Raw genomic sequence first — 15,079 nt, 5'->3', positions numbered from 1 at the left:
CCCTCGGCCGAGACGCCTACTCCTCCCCTTCCTCGTCTTCCGCGCCGGCGGTCAGCCCGTCGTCCTCGGGGCGGTCGAGCGCGCGCTCGGCGTCGTGGTGGTCGGAGTAGCCGTCGAACCAGCGGGCGATGCGCTCGATGCGGTCGACGATATGCGCGGGCTCGCCGGACCGCGAGAGCTCGTGTCCCTCGCGGGGGTACCTGACGAACCGCGTGTCGACGCCGTTTTTTCGGAGGATCCGGTGGTACAGCTCCGCCGTACAGATCGGCGTCCGCGTGTCGTCCTCGGAGTGGATCAGGAGGGTCGGCGTGTCGACCGCGTCGGCGTGGCCGGTCGGCGACTGCTCCCAGAGCCACGCGGGCTCCTCGGAGGGGACCGCGTCGAAGTCGCCCTCGACGAGCTTGTACGCCGCGTCGGTCGAGCCGTAGAAGCCGGTGAGGTCGTAGACACCGCGCTGGGCGACGGCCGCGCGGAAGTAGTCGGTCTGTCCGACCGCCCACGAGGCCATGAACCCGCCGAAGGAGCCGCCGGTGACGAAGGCGTTCGAGGCGTCGACCTCGGGCCGGTCGGCGACCGTCTTGACGCCCGCCATCACGTCGTCGAGGGTGACCGCGCCCCAGTCGCGCTCGATCGCCTGCATGAACGCCTCGCCGTAGCCGGTCGAGCCGCGGGGGTTCGACCAGAAGACGGCGTAGCCGCGGGCCGCAAGCGTCTGGAACTCGTGCCACATCGTCCCCGCGGTCGACCACATCGCGTGCGGGCCGCCGTGGATCTCGACCGCGAGCGGGTACGGCTCGTCGGTATCAGTGGCTGGTTCCGGGGGCGTCAGCAGCCACCCTGGATCTCGACCCCGTCGGACTCGAAGAGGAGCTCCTCCGGCTCGCCGACCGCCCGCTCGGCGAGGTAGTCGGCGTTCAGCTCGGTCAGGCGGGTCCGCTCGTCGGCCGCGGCGTCGTACGCGAACGCGTCGCCCGGGTGGTCCCACTCGCTGGCGGCGAACGCGACGGTGACCGACTCGGGCCCCGCGTCGGCGTCGCCGCCGACGGTCGCGCCCGAGACGGTGCCCGGTCGGAGCAGGCGCTCGGGGCCGGCGCTCCCGTCGGCGGGGACGTGCCACAGCGCCGTCTTCCCCTCGTCGGGCGTCGCGAAGTAGATCGTCTCCCCGTCCGGCCCCCACTGGGGCGTCGTGTCGCGGCCGAGCCCGCGGTCGATGCCGCCGGTGAGGTCGGTGACCGCGCCCGATTCCGCGTCGAGGACGCGGAGGTCCGTCGGCTGCATCGACACCTGCTCCGGCTCCGCGTGCGTGAACGCGACGCGGCCGTCGGCGGTCGCCGCGAGGTCGGCGCCCCACCCGGTCGTGGTGTGGACGCGCTCGGCCTCGTCGGCCGCTAGATCGTGGGCGTGTATCGCGATCTCGACGGAGTCGTCGGGGTCGTCGCCGACCGCCTCGGTGTAGTACAGCGTGTCGGCGTCGCCCCACGAAGGCGCGGCGAAGTCGGCGTCGCGGTCGGTGACGCGCGTGACCGCCCCGGACTCGGCCGGGTCGGGGTCGGTGACGCCCCCGACCGTCGCGTCCGCGTCGACGACGTACACGCCGGGGCGGCGGCCGTCGAAGTAGCGCTCGGCGGCGCGGTAGACGGTCCGGTCGATGACGCGCGGGTCGGGGTGTTCCTCGGGCTCGTACTCGTCGGGCACCGCGAGGTCGCGGTCGGCCTCGCGGTCGTCCGCGGTCACCGACTGGACGAACGCGATCCGCTCGCCGTCGGGCGACCACGTGATCGAGGAGACGCCGCCGACGACGTCGGTGACGCGGCGGGCTTCGCCACCGTCGAGCGGGAGGACCCACAGCTGCTGGCGGTCGTCGGCCGCGCCCCGGGTGGAGGTGAAGGCGATCCGATCGCCGGAGGGGCTCCAGCGCGGTTCGGCGTCGGCGCCCTCCGAGAGGGTGAGCCGGCGCGGATCATCCTCGCCCGCGACGTCGACGAGGTACACCGTCGTCTCGTAGCTCTCGTCGTCGGTCGGCTGTCGGCGCACGAAGGCGACGCGGTCGCCGTCCGGCGAGATTCGGGGGTCGGACGGGACCGCGAGGTCGTGGTAGTCGGCGGCGGTGACGCGCTCCATGCGCGTCAGTCGGACGGGGGAGGCAAAAGGCGTCGGGAGCCGGAAAGGCGGTCAGTCGCCGCGGCGGGGGCGGCCCGCGCCCGCGACGGCGCGCGGTCAGTCCTCGCCGTTGTCGAACGCCAGGGAGACGCCGTCGCCGTCGACCGTCGCGCCCGCGGCGCAGACCGGGTGTTCGAGGTCGGCGCCGAGCAGTTCGGTCGCGACGGCGTCGGCCCCTGTGGCCGTCAGATCGTACGGCTCGGGGGCATCCGTCTCGTAGGTCGCGACGACGGTCGGCTCGTCGACGGCCTCGACGAGCAGCGCGTCGCGGCGGACGACGCCGATCGTCGCCTCCTCCGCGCCGACGACGCCGGCGACTCGGGGGGTGTCGTAGTCGTCCTTCTCGAAGTCGAGCGCGAGCAGCGCCGACGCGAGCGCGTCGCGGGCGGGGTAGCCGCGCTCTAACTTCTCCGCGATCGGGTCGACGTGCGAGCCGTTGCCGAGGGCGGCGAGGGGCTCCTCGGTCGGCGTCTCGACCGCCCGAGCGCAGTTGTAGGAGACGTACGGGTTGTCGGTCTCGGGCGCGTCCGGCGTCGGGCCGACGGTGAGGGTCCCGTCGCGGTCGCGGATCCGGCGGTTCGGGAACGAGCGCGAGGAGACGCGGTAGCCGCCGATCCCGGGCGCGACGACGACGAATCGTCCGACGTACATACAGCTTCGTGCGGATTGGGTCGTGTAAAGCGCGTCGATATGCGCACGAACGCGATCCGAAGGCGATGCGACCGCCGCGTCGCGACCGGAGCGTGCGACGGTCCCGTCAACCGATCGCACGGCGGCCGCGACGCGCAACGCTTACAAAGACGTACTGGCTATCGGAAAGTGCGCAGTCCATTGGGGTAGTGGCCAATCCTGTTGCCTTCTGGGGGCAACGACCCTGGTTCGAATCCAGGATGGACTACTTCTCTCGCTTCCGCTTCGCTTGGAACCGAGCGGCGCCCCCGTCCCGCGGTTTCCAGTCGAAACGAAGGGGTGGCGGCGGGCGGGAGTATCTCCGTCACTTCTCGACGTCCAGCAGCGCGACGCGCTCGCGGACGACGTCGGTGAGGTCGCCGGTCGTCGCCGCCAGCTCGCGGTCGGTGACGCCGTAGTACTCGCGGACGCGGTCCGCGTCGAACTCGGTCGGGAAGCCCCCTGCGTCCGGGTCGTCGACGGTGTCGATCGCGAGCCCCCGAACCGCCTCGACCGCCGCGTCGAGGTCCGCGGTCGACCGGTCGGCGCCGGCCACGCCGCCGAAGTCCGCGACGAGGACGACGGCGGGACGCTCACCCTCGGAGACCCCGACTTCGAGCGCGCGGTCGATCTGTCTGCGGCCGGCCGCGTACAGCAGGACCTCGACCGCGGGGTCGCGCGCGACCGCCTCGCCGCGGGCGATCGCTCGCGCGGCGAGCCGCGCTGCCTCGCGGAGCTGCGTCGGGGAGACGACGAGGTCGACGTCGAACGCCTGGACGACCGCGCCGGTCTCCGCGGCGATCCCGTCGAGGTCGGCGAGGAACGCGTCGAGGTCGTCGATGGCGAAGGTACCGCGGACGAGGCGGACCGCGGGCTCGGGCGCCGGCTCACCGTCGGGGTCGGGCGCCGGTTCCTCGTCGGCGTCGACAGCGGGGCCAGTCATCCGAAATCACCCAGACTCGCCTGTCCGTCGCCGTCGCCGTCGGCGTCCGCGCCCGCGGTCGCCGCCGCGGAGGCCGATCGGTCGGGGTCGACGCCGTCCAGCGAGGGGTCCTCGCGGCCGGCGTTCTCCAAGATGCGCTCGGCGGTGAGCTCGCGGCCGCGGAGCGCGCCCAGCACGACCGCCTTGTCCGCCTCCCGGAGGTCGGCGCGGCTCTCGATGCCGGCCTCGAAGAGGCGGCGGGCGCGCTTGCGGCCGACGTTCCGGACGCCGGCGAGGTCGAGCAGCTCCTCGCGGACCCCGTACTCCAGCCGCTTGCGGGCCTCGCGCACCTGAACGACGACGTCGCCGTCGATTCCCTCCACGTCGCGCGCGAGCGTCTCGGCCGCCCGGAGGAGCCACTCGGCGGTGTCGACCTTCCCGCGGATGTCGCCCGGGCCGACGCCGTAGCGCTCCGCGATCCGGTCCTCGTCCACCTCGTTCGCCCAGTCCTCCAAGAGGCGGGCCGTCTTCAGCGCGGCGAGCCAGTCCTCGAAGCGCACGTCCTCGTACTCGGAGGGCACGTCGCCGAGGAACTCCGCCTCGCGCTCGTAGCAGACCTCGGTGTACTCCTCGCGGTCGCCGGACTTGAGGTACAGCTCGTAGGTGTCAGGAGTCCGGCTGACGAGGTGGTAGAGGCCGAGCGGGGTTACCGCGGGGCCGTCGTCGTCCGACTCCGCGGGCTCGGCGGCGGGGTCGCCCCCCTCGTCGTCCGCCCGCGTGTAGGTCGTGAACCCGGCGTCGTCGGCGTCCGCGTCGAGATCCGCATCGGCGCCGTCCGCCGGAACGAACTCGCCGCTCTCGGCGCCCTCGTCGTCCGCGCCGTCCACGACAGTCCGCAGCCCGTCGAGTATCTCGGCCGCGCTCATCGGGTCGAGGTAGAGCCGGGAGACGGTGTGGCCGATACCGGTCGCGGCGAGCCCCTCGCTCCCGCCGTCGCGGTCGCGGTCGACGAAGCCGTTGACTTCGAGGTAGTCGAGGACGGTGTCGGTCACCGATGCGAGGCGCCCCTCGTCGTCGGTCTGGGTCGCGTAGAGAGTGTTATCGAGGAAGGAGAGGAGCCCGTCGCGGGTGGCGGCGAAGCCGGAGGCGACCGTCGCAAGGACGTGCGTGCGGAGCGCGGGCTCGGCCGCCAGCTTCGAGCGGACCGGCTCGGGGTCGGCCCAGACGTACCGGTCGAACAGCTCCTCGCGGGTGTCGGCGCTGTTCGCGAGCAGCACCGCCTCGCCGTAGGGGTCGAGCCCGGGCCGTCCCGCGCGGCCGCACATCTGGTGGACTTCGAGGACGTCGAGCGGCTGCATCCCGCCGAACTCCCCGTCGTAGCGGCGCCAGTCGCGGACGATCACCCGGCGGGCGGGGGTGTTGACGCCGGCCGCGAGCGTCGGCGTCGCGGAGACGCACTTGATCAGCCGGTCGCGGAACGCGTCCTCGATCAGGCTGCGGTGCTCGCTCGCGAGGCCCGCGTGGTGGAACGCCGATCCCTGCTCGACCGCGTCCGCGAGGTCCTCGGAGGTGTCCGTGTCGGAGACGCCGCGGATCTCCTCGGCCAGCTCGCGGAGGCGGTCGCGCTCGTCGCCGGTGAGTCTGGGGCGGTGACCTCGCCCAGCTTCCGGGCCGACGACTCGGCGTTGCGCCGGGAGTTGACGAAGACGAGCGAGGAGCCGCCCTGCCCGTCCTCCTCGGTGTCGAGGGCGTCCGCGACGAGCCGGGCGGTCTGGTCCTCGCCGCGCTCGACGGGCACCTCGCGCTGGCTCCCGTCGTCGAACTCGATCGCGTTGCCGAAGTGGACCCCCGTCCGCAGTTCGATGGGTCGCCAGTCGGACTCGACGAGCTCGGCGTCGAGCCAGTCGGCGATGACGTCCGCGTTGCCGACGGTCGCCGAGAGCGCGACCGTTTGGAGGCCGGGGTTCACCTTCCGGAGCTTCGCGAGGGTGACTTCGAGGGTGGGGCCGCGGTGAGAGTCGTCGACGAGGTGGACCTCGTCGCTGACGACGCAGGTGAGGTCGTCGATCCACGGCGCGCCGTTGCGGATCAGCGAGTCCACCTTCTCGGAGGTGGCGACGATGATGTCCCGGCTCGCGAGCCACTCGCCGTCGGAGTCGTAGTTGCCCGTGGAGACGCCGACCGTGACGCCGAACTCCTCCCAGCGCTCGAACTCCGCCTTCTTCTCGCTGGCGAGCGCGCGCAGCGGGACGATATATAAGGCCTTCCCGCCGCGCTCGATCGAAGAGAGCATCGCCAGCTCGGCGATAAGGGTCTTGCCGGACGCGGTCGGTACGGCCGCGACGAGGCTCTCGCCGTCGACGACGCCCGCCTCGACGGCCGCCTGCTGGGGCGGGTACAGCTCCGCGACGCCCTCCGCTTCGAGCGCCTCGCCGACGCCCGCGGGGAGCCCGGAGAGCGAACTCGGTTCCATTACGTGTCCGTGGGGCCCCCACGCGATTTAAACCGTCGGAACGGGCCGGTAGGGGGGAGAGAGCGAGCGCAGACGCGACCGCCGACTGCGACGCTTGTTTATAAATAGATCCGCGGTGGCGTCGCCGGCGGCAGAGCCGCCGGCTGCAAGAGGCGCGTCGCGCCTCCCTGCGTGCCTGCGAGGCCGCCCCGCGGCCGAGCAGCACGCGCGAGGGAGTCGGCCGGCCGGAGCGAAGCGAAGGCCGGCCGACGAGGCTGGGGAGGCGTGAGGCGCTGTGCGGTGCTGTGCGGGGCGGGACTCAAAGGGGCAGTCGCGAGGGCGGCGCAGGCGAAGCAAGGACCACAGGGAGCGAGCACCGCGAGCGACCGAGGACCGCAGCGAGCGTGCGCCGCCCTCGCGACTGGGGCTTTGGAGGTGGCCTCTACCGACCCGCGATCAACTATTTATAAATAAACGGCTGGGGCTTTGAATCTGTACTCCGCCGATCCGCAGTCAACTATTTATAAACAGACTACGCAGTTTTTGGAGGCTGTCAGCGCGCCGGCGATGTCTATTTAAGAACCCAGATCAGGGAGCGACGCCGACCGTCAACAGCGTCCCCCACGTCCGGTAGCGGTCCACCATCGCCTCGCGCGTCTCGTACCCCTCGGTCGGGAACTCGGCGGCCTCCGGAATCTCGGTCTCGCGGTCGGGGATCGCGTCCTGCTCTGCGACGTACAGCCCGGCCTCGCGGAACGCCTCGCGGTACTCGTCGCGGGACCACAGCGTCATCTCGACCGAGATGTTCTCCTGCCACGCGTGGGTCGTCTCGCTCTCCGCGAAGTAGTTGACGGCGCAGTAGAAGGTGCCGCCCGGCTTCAGCACGCGCCGGACCTCTTCGAGCGTATGGACGGGGTCGGCCGCGTAGTAGAACGCCTCCATCGAGAAGACGTGGTCGAGCGAGTCGTCGGCGAAGGGGAGTTCGTCGAAGTCGCCGACCAAGAAACCGACCGCGTCGTCGTCGGTGTACCCGCGGGCGTTGCGCGCCATCTCGGGGGCGCCGTCGAGGCCGTAGCCGCGCCCGATCCCGCGCTCGCGGAGCGCGCGGAGCGCGTAGCCGGAGCCGGTACCCAAATCGAGGACGGCGTCGCCCGCCTCGACCGGCATCCGCGCCAAGACGTGTTTCGCGGTGTGCCAGTGGCGGTCCTCCATGCCGCGGTCCTTCCCGCTCGCCGCCCACTCGTCGAACTCCTCGCGAACGCTCATACGGGCTGAAGGAGGACAGCGCTGAAAAACAGCGGTGTTTTACCGGCTCCGCTCCCCACGGGGGACATGAAACGCCCGCGAGCGCTCCGCCGACCAGACTTCCGGGTGGCGGACATCGCCCAGCAGTCGGTCGGCGGCTTCCTGCTCGCGGGGCCCTTCGTCGTCACCGAGGAGGTGTGGGTGCTCGCAGCGGGGATGAACTGGATTCAGGCCGGCGTGACCGCCGCGCTCGTCGCCCTGATCGGCTACGCCGCGCTGTACCGGGCCGACACCGGCCGCGACGTCGACGAGGAGCCGGACCTCGTCGGGATCCCGACCCGGTTCGTCTCGCTGATGACGGTCGCGTTCGGCTCCGTACTCCTGCTGGCGCTGATCTTCGACGCGCCGCACACCTTCCTCGTCGAAGGCGGCATCGGCGACGGCGAGGTGGTGGCGACGACCGCGAAGGCCGTCTCGCTCGGCGCCCTCTTCAGCGTCGTCGGCGCCGCGACCGCCGACAGCGTGTTCTGATCCGGGCCCGCGCGGTCCGAGTCAGAGGACGACCGCGCGGTCCGAGTCAGAGGACGACCGAGACGACCGCGAAGAGGATCAACACGCCGGCGATGTCACAGAGGTTCGTCACCACGGGGATCGTTGTGTCGTCGGGGTTGAGCCCGATCCGGTAGGAGGCCTCGACGGCGGCGACGCTGGCGACGACGACGAGGACGGCGAGACACAGCCCGGAGACCAACGAGATCAGCAGCACCCGGCCGAGCGCGAGCGACCCGCCGAGCGCGAGCCCGATCGCCCACGCGGCGACCCCCACCGCGCCGAAGACGGTCGCCGCGAGCGCGAACACCGCGCCCGCGTTCGCCCGGAGCGCGGGATTCGAGGGGCTGAACTCGTAGGTCCCCAGGTACAGCTGCGTCGTGAGCCGCGAGCAGGTGATCGACGCGAGGTTGCCGGCCGTCCCGATCTGGACCGGGACCAAGACCAGCAGCGCCGGGTACCGCAGGAGGACTTCCTCGTACGTCTCCAACACGGTCCCGGAGACGAGCTGGAGCACAGACAGCACGGCCAAAAGCGGGATCATCGTCCGGACGATCCGGCGTATCGACCACTCGTCGACGACGGTCGACTGCGGCTCGGTCACGAGACGGCCCCCACGACGGCCACCCCGACGAGGAGGAAGAACACCCCGAACACGTCGCCGAGGGTCGTGACGACCGGGCCGATGACGTTGTCGGGGTCGAGCCCGCGGCGGTAGCCGACGAAGATGACCGAGATGAGCACGGAGATCATCAGCACCGCCGAGAGGAAGCCGGCGACGACCATCACGCCGACGAGCTGGAAGAGGCTCCCGCCGTCGCCGAACAGCACGAGCGTGAGATAGGTGACGACCGCGATGAACACGGAGACGGTCATCCCGTTGATAAAGGAGGCGACGACCGCGTTCGTGAGCCGGCGGGACGGCCGGAACCGCGGCTCGATCACCCCCTGATGGAGCCCCGTCGAGAGCCGGGCGCCGAGCGAGCCGTACACGCCGCCGCGGGTGGCGAGGAACGCCGGCAGCAGCAGCAGGAGCCCGGGGACTTCCGCGATGTTCGCACGCATGGTCTCGGAGGCGAGTATCGTCCCCGCGAACAGCCCGGCAATCAGGCTGACGGCTATCACCGGGAGCGCCTGCCGGTAGATCTCGCGCGCGGAGTCGTGCCCGGGCATCGAACGCACCGACGGCGGGCGGGGCAAAAAAACCGACCGCCGCGCCGGGCGATCGCCGTCGGTCCGCGATCGCCCGTGAGCGACTCGGGGAGCGATCGTCCCATAACTATCAGAATCTCCAAACGAAACGGTGGGGTCGGTGGCGGACGGACGCGACGCCGACCGAACGCGACGGGAGCGACCCGCCCGCGTCCGACGGTCTTGGACGGCTCCGGCCCGCACCGTTAAGTCGATCCGGCGAGTTCCGATCCCATGGACTACTCCCTCGCCGTCGAGAACGGGCCGGAGACGATACCGGGCGGGACCGGGCTCCTCCTCGTCCACCCGAGCATCGGCGAGACGGACCGGATCGACACGGACTTTCTGAAGACCGACACCGACGCGTTCCTCGTCGTCTCGACGCGGACGACCGCGCGCGAGGTCGAACAGAAGCTGGAGTACTACGACGTCGACGAGACGAAGGCGACCATCCTCGACACGCTCTCCGTCGAGCGCGGCTACTCGCGGCGCACGTCCGACGACGTCTACTACGTCTCCGCGCCGGACGATCTCGACGGCGTCGTCGACCGCGTGGAGCGGTTCCTCACCGAGAACGAGGGGAAGCGGCGCGTCTCTGTCGACTCGCTCACAGAGATGGCCTACTACGCCGACGACGACGCGGTGTACGAGGCCGCCGCAGAGATCCTCGCCCTCCTCGACGAGCACGACGCGGTCGGCATCTTCCACCTCTCAGAGGAGGTCCACGAGGTCGCGACGCTCGACCGGTTCCGCGAGCTGTTCGACGGCGTCATCGACCTCGACGGCGAGGGCAACGTCGTCGTCGACGTCTGAGCGGCCGCTTCGCCGCGGGCCGCGCGACCCCTTACTCCTCGTCGACGAGCGCCGCGAACGTCTTCTCCGCCCACGCCACCGCGTAGTCCGCCCCGCGATCCCGGTAGGCGGTCGTGTCGAGCGCGCCGTACGGCGCCGGGAGGTCGAGGTCGTGTTTCACCGCCGAGCAGGCGTACTCCGTCGCGCTCGGGAACTCGGTCTCGCCGCGGGCGACCTCGCCGGAGAGGCCGCCGAGCCGGCCGGAGAGGCGCTCGCCGGCGTCGACCCACGCGCCGAACAGCCGGGGGTACTCCCCCTCCCACGAGGCGAACTCGTCGCGGGCGTGGAGCCCGACCCACGCGTCGAACAGCGCGTTCGCGACCTGGAAGACGTCGGTCGGGCCGAATCCCGTCGTCGACTCGCCCGTCTCCGAGTCCGGGCGGCGGATCGCCGCGTCGAGGTCGCGGTAGCGCTCGCCGAAGAAGGGGAGGAACGACTCGGGGAGGCCGGAAGAACCACCGGCGTCGACGGATCCCGGGGCCGGCTCGCGGCCGATCTGGACCAACCGCTCGGCGATGAGGAACGCGAGGAAGTCCTCCGGGGTCCCCTCAGCGCGCCGCTTGACGAGGACGGTCGGCGGGTCGGTCTGCGTCGTCCGGACGACCGTCCCGTCCCCGGGGAGCCCGACGGTGAACGCGGGCCCCGCGTGCTTCCGGAGCAGGTCGGGTACCGCTTCGGGAAGCCACTCGGCGGGGTACGACGCGGGGTCGAGCGCGTCGACGAAGAGGCCGAGGTCCTCCGCGGCGGCCGGCGGGAGCGTCTCGAAGTCGGAGTCGACGTCGAGGACGGGCGTTCCCGGCGCGTAGCGGTCGCGGACCGTCGCGAGGTCGTCGTCGAGCGACCGGGGTGAGAACATCAGGCGAGGACGTACGAGAGGATGATGAGCACCGAGAGGACGGCCGAGACGCCGACCGTTCCGACCACGATCTTCGTTGGTTTGGACATGCGCGTTCCTGCGTCCGCCGGTCGTTAAAATCATCCGGTCGCGGCGAGCGTGCGGCGATTTTATGTCACCGGGCGAGAGTGCGGAGGTATGCGAGTTCGTGACGCGGTCGAGGCCGACGCCGCGGCCCTGGGATCGATGACGGGCCGGCCCGAGGGCGTCGTCCGGAACATGATCCACGACCGCTCGGTCCGCGTCGCGGTGACGGACGCGGCCGCGTCCGAAAGAGGAGGCAACGACGCGGACGCCGACACCCCGGTCGACGCGGTCGCGGGGTTCGTCGCGTTCGACGTGCGCGACGGCGTCGTCCACGTGACGAACGTCGAGGGCGACCCCGACGCGGTCGAGCGCCTGTTCGAGGAGCCGGTGCGGTTCGCGACCCGGGAGGGGATGACGGTCGAGGCCGTCCTCCCGACCGACGGGACCGCCGATGAGGCGGCCGAGGCCGCAGGGTTCGAGCCGGGCGGTTCGGGACCGCGGATCGAGGGCGCGCCGACGACGCGGTACCGGTTCGACCCCGAAGAAGGCGGCTGAGAAGAGATCCGTCGCCGCTCAGTCGAAGCGGTCCTGAACGATTTCGAGCGCCTCCTCGCGGTCGTCCCAGTCGACGAACACCGCGACGGAGGTGGCGCTCGTGATGAGATCGATGATGTTGATGCCGGCCTCGGCGATGGGGGCGATGATGTCCTGGATGACGCCCGACTGGTTGGGGAGCTCGCCGCCCGTGACGCGGATCACGGCGATGGGGTCGGCGACGGTGACGGAGGAGAGCGCCTCGTCGGTGACAACCGCCTCGTGGAGCAGCGCCTCCGCGGTCTCGGCGACGTCGACGTCGACGTAGAAGGTGACCGAGTCCATCCCGGACGCGACCGCGTCGATGTTGATCTCCTCGGCGCGGAGCGCATTCGCCAACTCGGAGAGGATCCCCGGCCGGTTGCGGATCGCCCGGCCCGCGATGGTGAGGCACGCCAGCGGCTCCTCGCGCATGTCGATCAGGCTCTCGAACTCGCCCTCGATCCGGGTTCCCCCCGGAGCAGGTCGCCGTGCTGGTAGTGGACGACCCGGACGTCGAGTCCCTCGTCCTTGTAGGAGAGCGCGGAGGGCGCAACCACCTCGGCGCCGCGGAAGGAGAGGTTGCGGAGCTCGTCGACGGTGATCTGGCCGACGTTGCGGGCGCCTTCGACCACCCGCGGGTCGCCGGTCATCACGCCCTCCACGTCGGTGACGATGACGACCTCGTCAGCGTCCATGTAGTTGCCGAGCATGACCGCGGTCGTGTCCGACCCGCCGCGCCCGAGCGTGGTGACGTTACCGTCGTGGTCCTCCGCGAGGAACCCGGTGATGATCGGGACGACCCCGTCCATCTCGGCGGCGATCTTCTCGGCTCGACGCTTGGTCTCCGCGACGTCGACCTCGCCGCGCTCGTCCGTGATCACCGGCCAGTCGGGGTGTCCGGGTTCGAGGAAGACGGCGTCGACGTCTCGGACCGACAGCGCGGCCTTCAGCATGCGGACGCTGGTGCGCTCGCCCATCGAGACGATCTCCGCGCGGTCGGCGTCGTCCGTCTCGAAGGTGATGTCGTCAAGCAGATCGTCCGTGGTCGATCCCATCGCGCTCGCGACGACCGCGATCTCGTGGCCGGCCGCGACCGCGCTCGCCACCGAGTCGGCGGCGCGCTCGATCCGGTCGCCGCTCCCGAGGCTCGTGCCGCCGAACTTGGCGATTACGCGCATGCGGCTACCTCGTCGGGGTGCGGTCGGTCTCCGAGAGACGGTCGAGGCGGTGCGAGGGCGACGGCGCGGTCCGGACCGAGGCCGGAGTCCCGGCCCGGTCGGCGGAAGCGATCGGCTAACATGCGACCCCGTAGCGGAGGAAGCCGGATAACAGTATCTTCTTCGACAAGGGTCGCCCGAATCACAGAACCGCACGAAGCGGCGGCCGTGAGCGGGTGAAAACGAAACGAACGATCAGCGCATTTCGGAATCGCGGGTCAGGGTGTGCGAGGGGGCAGGGGAGGCGAGATGGAGGCGCGCAGGGAAGATGAGGGGACGCGCGCAGGGAAGACGGACGGAGGCGCTACTCGTCTTGGATGCCCCAGGCGTCGGGCATCTCGATGACGTACCGGCCGTCCTCCTGGAGGGAGATGATGTACTCCTGTCTGTCGTACAGCTCCATCAGGTTGAGCTCGTACTGGCCGGGGCTGACGATGCGGATGCTCTCGAACTGGTCGTTGAGCTCGTCCCGGAGCGCATCGATGCCCGGCTCCGGCCCCTCCTCGGCCGGCGGCGTCTCGGCGGGCTCGACGTCGCGGCTCGCTCGGTCGAGCTCGTCCGGCGACACCACCTCGGAGCGGGCGCTCGCCTGCGCGGTGTCCTCGTCGCTCCGGTCCGCGATCTGTTCCGTCCCGTCGGATTCGGCCGGGGCGTCGGCGCGCGCGGCGCCGTCGTCCGGCGTCGCGTCCGCGGGGTCGCTCGGCTGGCGGTCGGCCCCGCTCTCCTCCGGGGTCGGCGCCGACCGATCGTCCGGGGTCGGCGGCGTCCGGTCGGCCGCGTCGGCGGCGGAATCGGACGGTCCGGCGGCGCCGGACGGCTGATCCCCCTCGTCGGTCGCGCCGGCGGTCGGGTCCTTCGTCGCGCCGGCGGGCTTGAACTGGAACTTGTTCCCGCCGCAGTCGGGACAGCCCGACAGCATCTCCTTGGAGCCGTCGGGGAACGTCCGGCCGCAGGAGGTACACTGGTGGGGCATCTACTTGCGGGAGACGAGCGTGCTGATGAGGTTCTCGTCTTTGTGGAGGGTCTCGATGCGGTTCGCCGGGCCGATGACGGTGAGCTTCTGGGTCGACTCGCGGCCCATCAGCTTGTCGAGGAAGCTCTGGTCGCCCGCCTCGGCCTTCGGGTACGTCTCGATCTCGATCCCGGTGAAGTCGTCGGGGCTGATCTCGGTCATCGTCACCTCGATGAGCTTCGACTCCTCGTCGGGGGAGAGCCCCTCTTCGAGGATGACGATGTTGCCGTCGCGGACGCCGTCGAGGATGAGCCGGATCTTCTCCATCCCGGTGAGCCCCTCCATCCGCGCGCCGCTTATCATGTCGATCCGGACGCCGTCACCGGAGTCGTCGCCGTCGTCCGGGTCGTCCGCGGCGTCGACGTTGGCTTTCGGACCGGGCATCAGCCGAAGTACTCCGCTATTTTGGTGTACACTTCGTCCATGTTGTCGCCCTCCAGCGCGGACAGCGGGATCGTCTCGTGTTGCGGGAAGGCGTTCGCGATCTGCTGGACGTCCGACCCCTCTAAGTCCGTCTTGTTCGCGAGGATGAGCGCGGGCAGGTCCTGCGACTCGATGATCCCGATCAGCATCGTGTTCACCTGCGTGAACGGGTCCGTCGTGGAGTCGAGCACGTAGATGACGCCGTCGACGTCCTCGCGGAGCCAGTGCATCGCCTCCGCGACGCCCTCGGTCGCCTCGCGCGACCGGCGGACGGCGTCGTCCTTCTCCATGTCGTGGTCGAGGAACTCCTTGTAGTCGACCTTCGTCGTCACCCCGGGGGTGTCGACGATGTCGATGGTGACCGTCCGCCCGTTGCGCTCGATCTCCACGTTCTCCTTCCGGCGGGCCCGGCGAGTCTCGTGGGGGATGTGGCTCTCTGGGCCGACGGCGTCACCCGTCCAGTCGCGTGCGATCCGGTTGGCGAGGGTCGTTTTACCGGCGTTCGGCGGTCCGTAGATCCCGATCCGCTTGGGCTCGTCGGCCGCGAACAGGCCGTCCGTGACCCGCGATATGCTGTCTCTGAGATTTGTGAGCAGTCCCATCCTGACCTCCAGTCCGTGTGGTTTTCCCGAACACCGCGGTCGTCGCGCGGCGCCGTTCGATCCGTACGCTCGACGCCTGTTCGGGGAATTACGGTAGGGTCCTCGCCGCTCTCACTTAAGAACTGCGTCAGACATCCCGATCCGGGGCGTCGGCGGCGGACGGCGGCGAAATCGACGGCAGGCGGTGAAAGTTAAACGGAGGTGAAACGAAACCGCGGACGGGCCAGAGGAGTTCGCGGACGGGCCAGAGGAGTTCGCGGACGGGCCAGAGGAGTTCGCGGACGGTC

13 protein-coding genes and 3 pseudogenes are annotated in these 15,079 nt (G+C 70.8%); 3 read left to right on the top strand and 13 right to left on the bottom strand.

The genetic code is table 11. The features are described 5' to 3' along the window. Positions 1 to 16: 16 nt before the first annotated feature. The 5 genes and pseudogenes from J7656_RS01400 to J7656_RS01380 form a co-directional block, all read right to left on the bottom strand. Positions 17 to 2,121, bottom strand: a pseudogene (locus J7656_RS01400) (S9 family peptidase). A 96-nt stretch (positions 2,122 to 2,217) separates the two neighbouring features. Continuing rightward, a complete protein-coding gene (locus J7656_RS01395; RefSeq protein WP_211553840.1) occupies positions 2,218 to 2,811 on the bottom strand; it encodes an IMP cyclohydrolase in 594 nt (197 codons plus the stop codon). Positions 2,812 to 3,154: 343 nt separating this feature from the next. Continuing rightward, entirely contained in the window at positions 3,155 to 3,772 is a 618-nt protein-coding gene (gene cgi121, locus J7656_RS01390) for a KEOPS complex subunit Cgi121 (protein WP_211553838.1), read from the bottom strand. Continuing rightward, positions 3,769 to 6,224 (bottom strand): annotated as a pseudogene (locus J7656_RS01385) (ATP-dependent DNA helicase). The gene cgi121 and the pseudogene J7656_RS01385 overlap by 4 nt, the downstream one beginning before the upstream one ends. A gap of 567 nt (positions 6,225 to 6,791) precedes the next feature. Continuing rightward, entirely contained in the window at positions 6,792 to 7,469 is a 678-nt protein-coding gene (locus tag J7656_RS01380; protein ID WP_017343523.1) for a class I SAM-dependent methyltransferase, read from the bottom strand. 66 nt (positions 7,470 to 7,535) lie between these two features. On the opposite strand from J7656_RS01380, the gene J7656_RS01375 reads away from it, so the two are divergent. After that, positions 7,536 to 7,979 (top strand): DUF2391 family protein, encoded by a 444-nt coding sequence (locus J7656_RS01375; RefSeq protein ID WP_017343522.1) that lies wholly within the window; start codon positions 7,536 to 7,538, stop codon positions 7,977 to 7,979. 46 nt (positions 7,980 to 8,025) lie between these two features. On the opposite strand, the gene J7656_RS01370 is transcribed toward J7656_RS01375, so the two are convergent. Together J7656_RS01370 and J7656_RS01365 are read right to left on the bottom strand one after the other, a co-directional pair. Further along, positions 8,026 to 8,601 carry a magnesium transporter gene (locus J7656_RS01370; RefSeq protein WP_017343521.1) on the bottom strand — a complete coding sequence of 192 codons (576 nt, stop codon included), beginning with the start codon at positions 8,599 to 8,601 and terminating at the stop codon, positions 8,026 to 8,028. Then, complete coding sequence (locus tag J7656_RS01365; RefSeq protein ID WP_017343520.1) at positions 8,598 to 9,170, bottom strand: magnesium transporter; 573 nt, start codon at positions 9,168 to 9,170, stop codon at positions 8,598 to 8,600. The genes J7656_RS01370 and J7656_RS01365 overlap by 4 nt, the downstream gene beginning before the upstream one ends. Positions 9,171 to 9,422: 252 nt before the next feature. On the opposite strand from J7656_RS01365, the gene J7656_RS01360 reads away from it, so the two are divergent. Next, the gene (locus J7656_RS01360; RefSeq protein ID WP_017343519.1) at positions 9,423 to 10,001 is read left to right on the top strand and encodes a DUF7090 family protein; all 579 of its coding nucleotides are present in this window, start codon (positions 9,423 to 9,425) and stop codon (positions 9,999 to 10,001) included. A 31-nt stretch (positions 10,002 to 10,032) separates the two neighbouring features. Here J7656_RS01360 and J7656_RS01355 read toward each other — a convergent pair whose 3' ends face one another. Then, positions 10,033 to 10,896 (bottom strand): DUF7089 family protein, encoded by an 864-nt coding sequence (locus J7656_RS01355; RefSeq protein WP_017343518.1) that lies wholly within the window; start codon positions 10,894 to 10,896, stop codon positions 10,033 to 10,035. Continuing rightward, positions 10,896 to 10,985 carry a hypothetical protein gene (locus J7656_RS15210; RefSeq protein ID WP_017343517.1) on the bottom strand — a complete coding sequence of 30 codons (90 nt, stop codon included), beginning with the start codon at positions 10,983 to 10,985 and terminating at the stop codon, positions 10,896 to 10,898. Before J7656_RS15210 ends, J7656_RS01355 begins: the two co-directional genes overlap by 1 nt. Before the next feature lie 88 nt (positions 10,986 to 11,073). On the opposite strand from J7656_RS15210, the gene J7656_RS01350 reads away from it, so the two are divergent. After that, a complete protein-coding gene (locus tag J7656_RS01350; protein ID WP_017343516.1) occupies positions 11,074 to 11,517 on the top strand; it encodes a hypothetical protein in 444 nt (147 codons plus the stop codon). 18 nt (positions 11,518 to 11,535) lie between these two features. On the opposite strand, the pseudogene J7656_RS01345 reads toward J7656_RS01350, so the two are convergent. The 4 genes and pseudogenes from J7656_RS01345 to J7656_RS01330 all read right to left on the bottom strand — a co-directional run bounded on the left by J7656_RS01345 (position 11,536) and on the right by J7656_RS01330 (position 14,792). Then, positions 11,536 to 12,716 (bottom strand): annotated as a pseudogene (locus J7656_RS01345) (aspartate kinase). 343 nt (positions 12,717 to 13,059) lie between these two features. Continuing rightward, positions 13,060 to 13,728 carry an OapC/ArvC family zinc-ribbon domain-containing protein gene (locus tag J7656_RS01340; RefSeq protein ID WP_017343513.1) on the bottom strand — a complete coding sequence of 223 codons (669 nt, stop codon included), beginning with the start codon at positions 13,726 to 13,728 and terminating at the stop codon, positions 13,060 to 13,062. After that, positions 13,729 to 14,151, bottom strand: a complete 423-nt coding sequence (locus tag J7656_RS01335) for a DUF2073 domain-containing protein (RefSeq protein WP_017343512.1) — start codon at positions 14,149 to 14,151, stop codon at positions 13,729 to 13,731. Next, a complete protein-coding gene (locus J7656_RS01330) occupies positions 14,151 to 14,792 on the bottom strand; it encodes an Era-like GTP-binding protein (protein WP_017343511.1) in 642 nt (213 codons plus the stop codon). Before J7656_RS01330 ends, J7656_RS01335 begins: the two co-directional genes overlap by 1 nt. Positions 14,793 to 15,079 lie beyond the last annotated feature (287 nt).

It is taken from the genome of Halorubrum ruber (assembly GCF_018228765.1).
Lineage (GTDB): Archaea > Halobacteriota > Halobacteria > Halobacteriales > Haloferacaceae > Halorubrum > Halorubrum ruber.
Note: the sequence above shows the minus strand (reverse complement) of the source record. Positions and strands in the feature narration are given on the sequence as shown.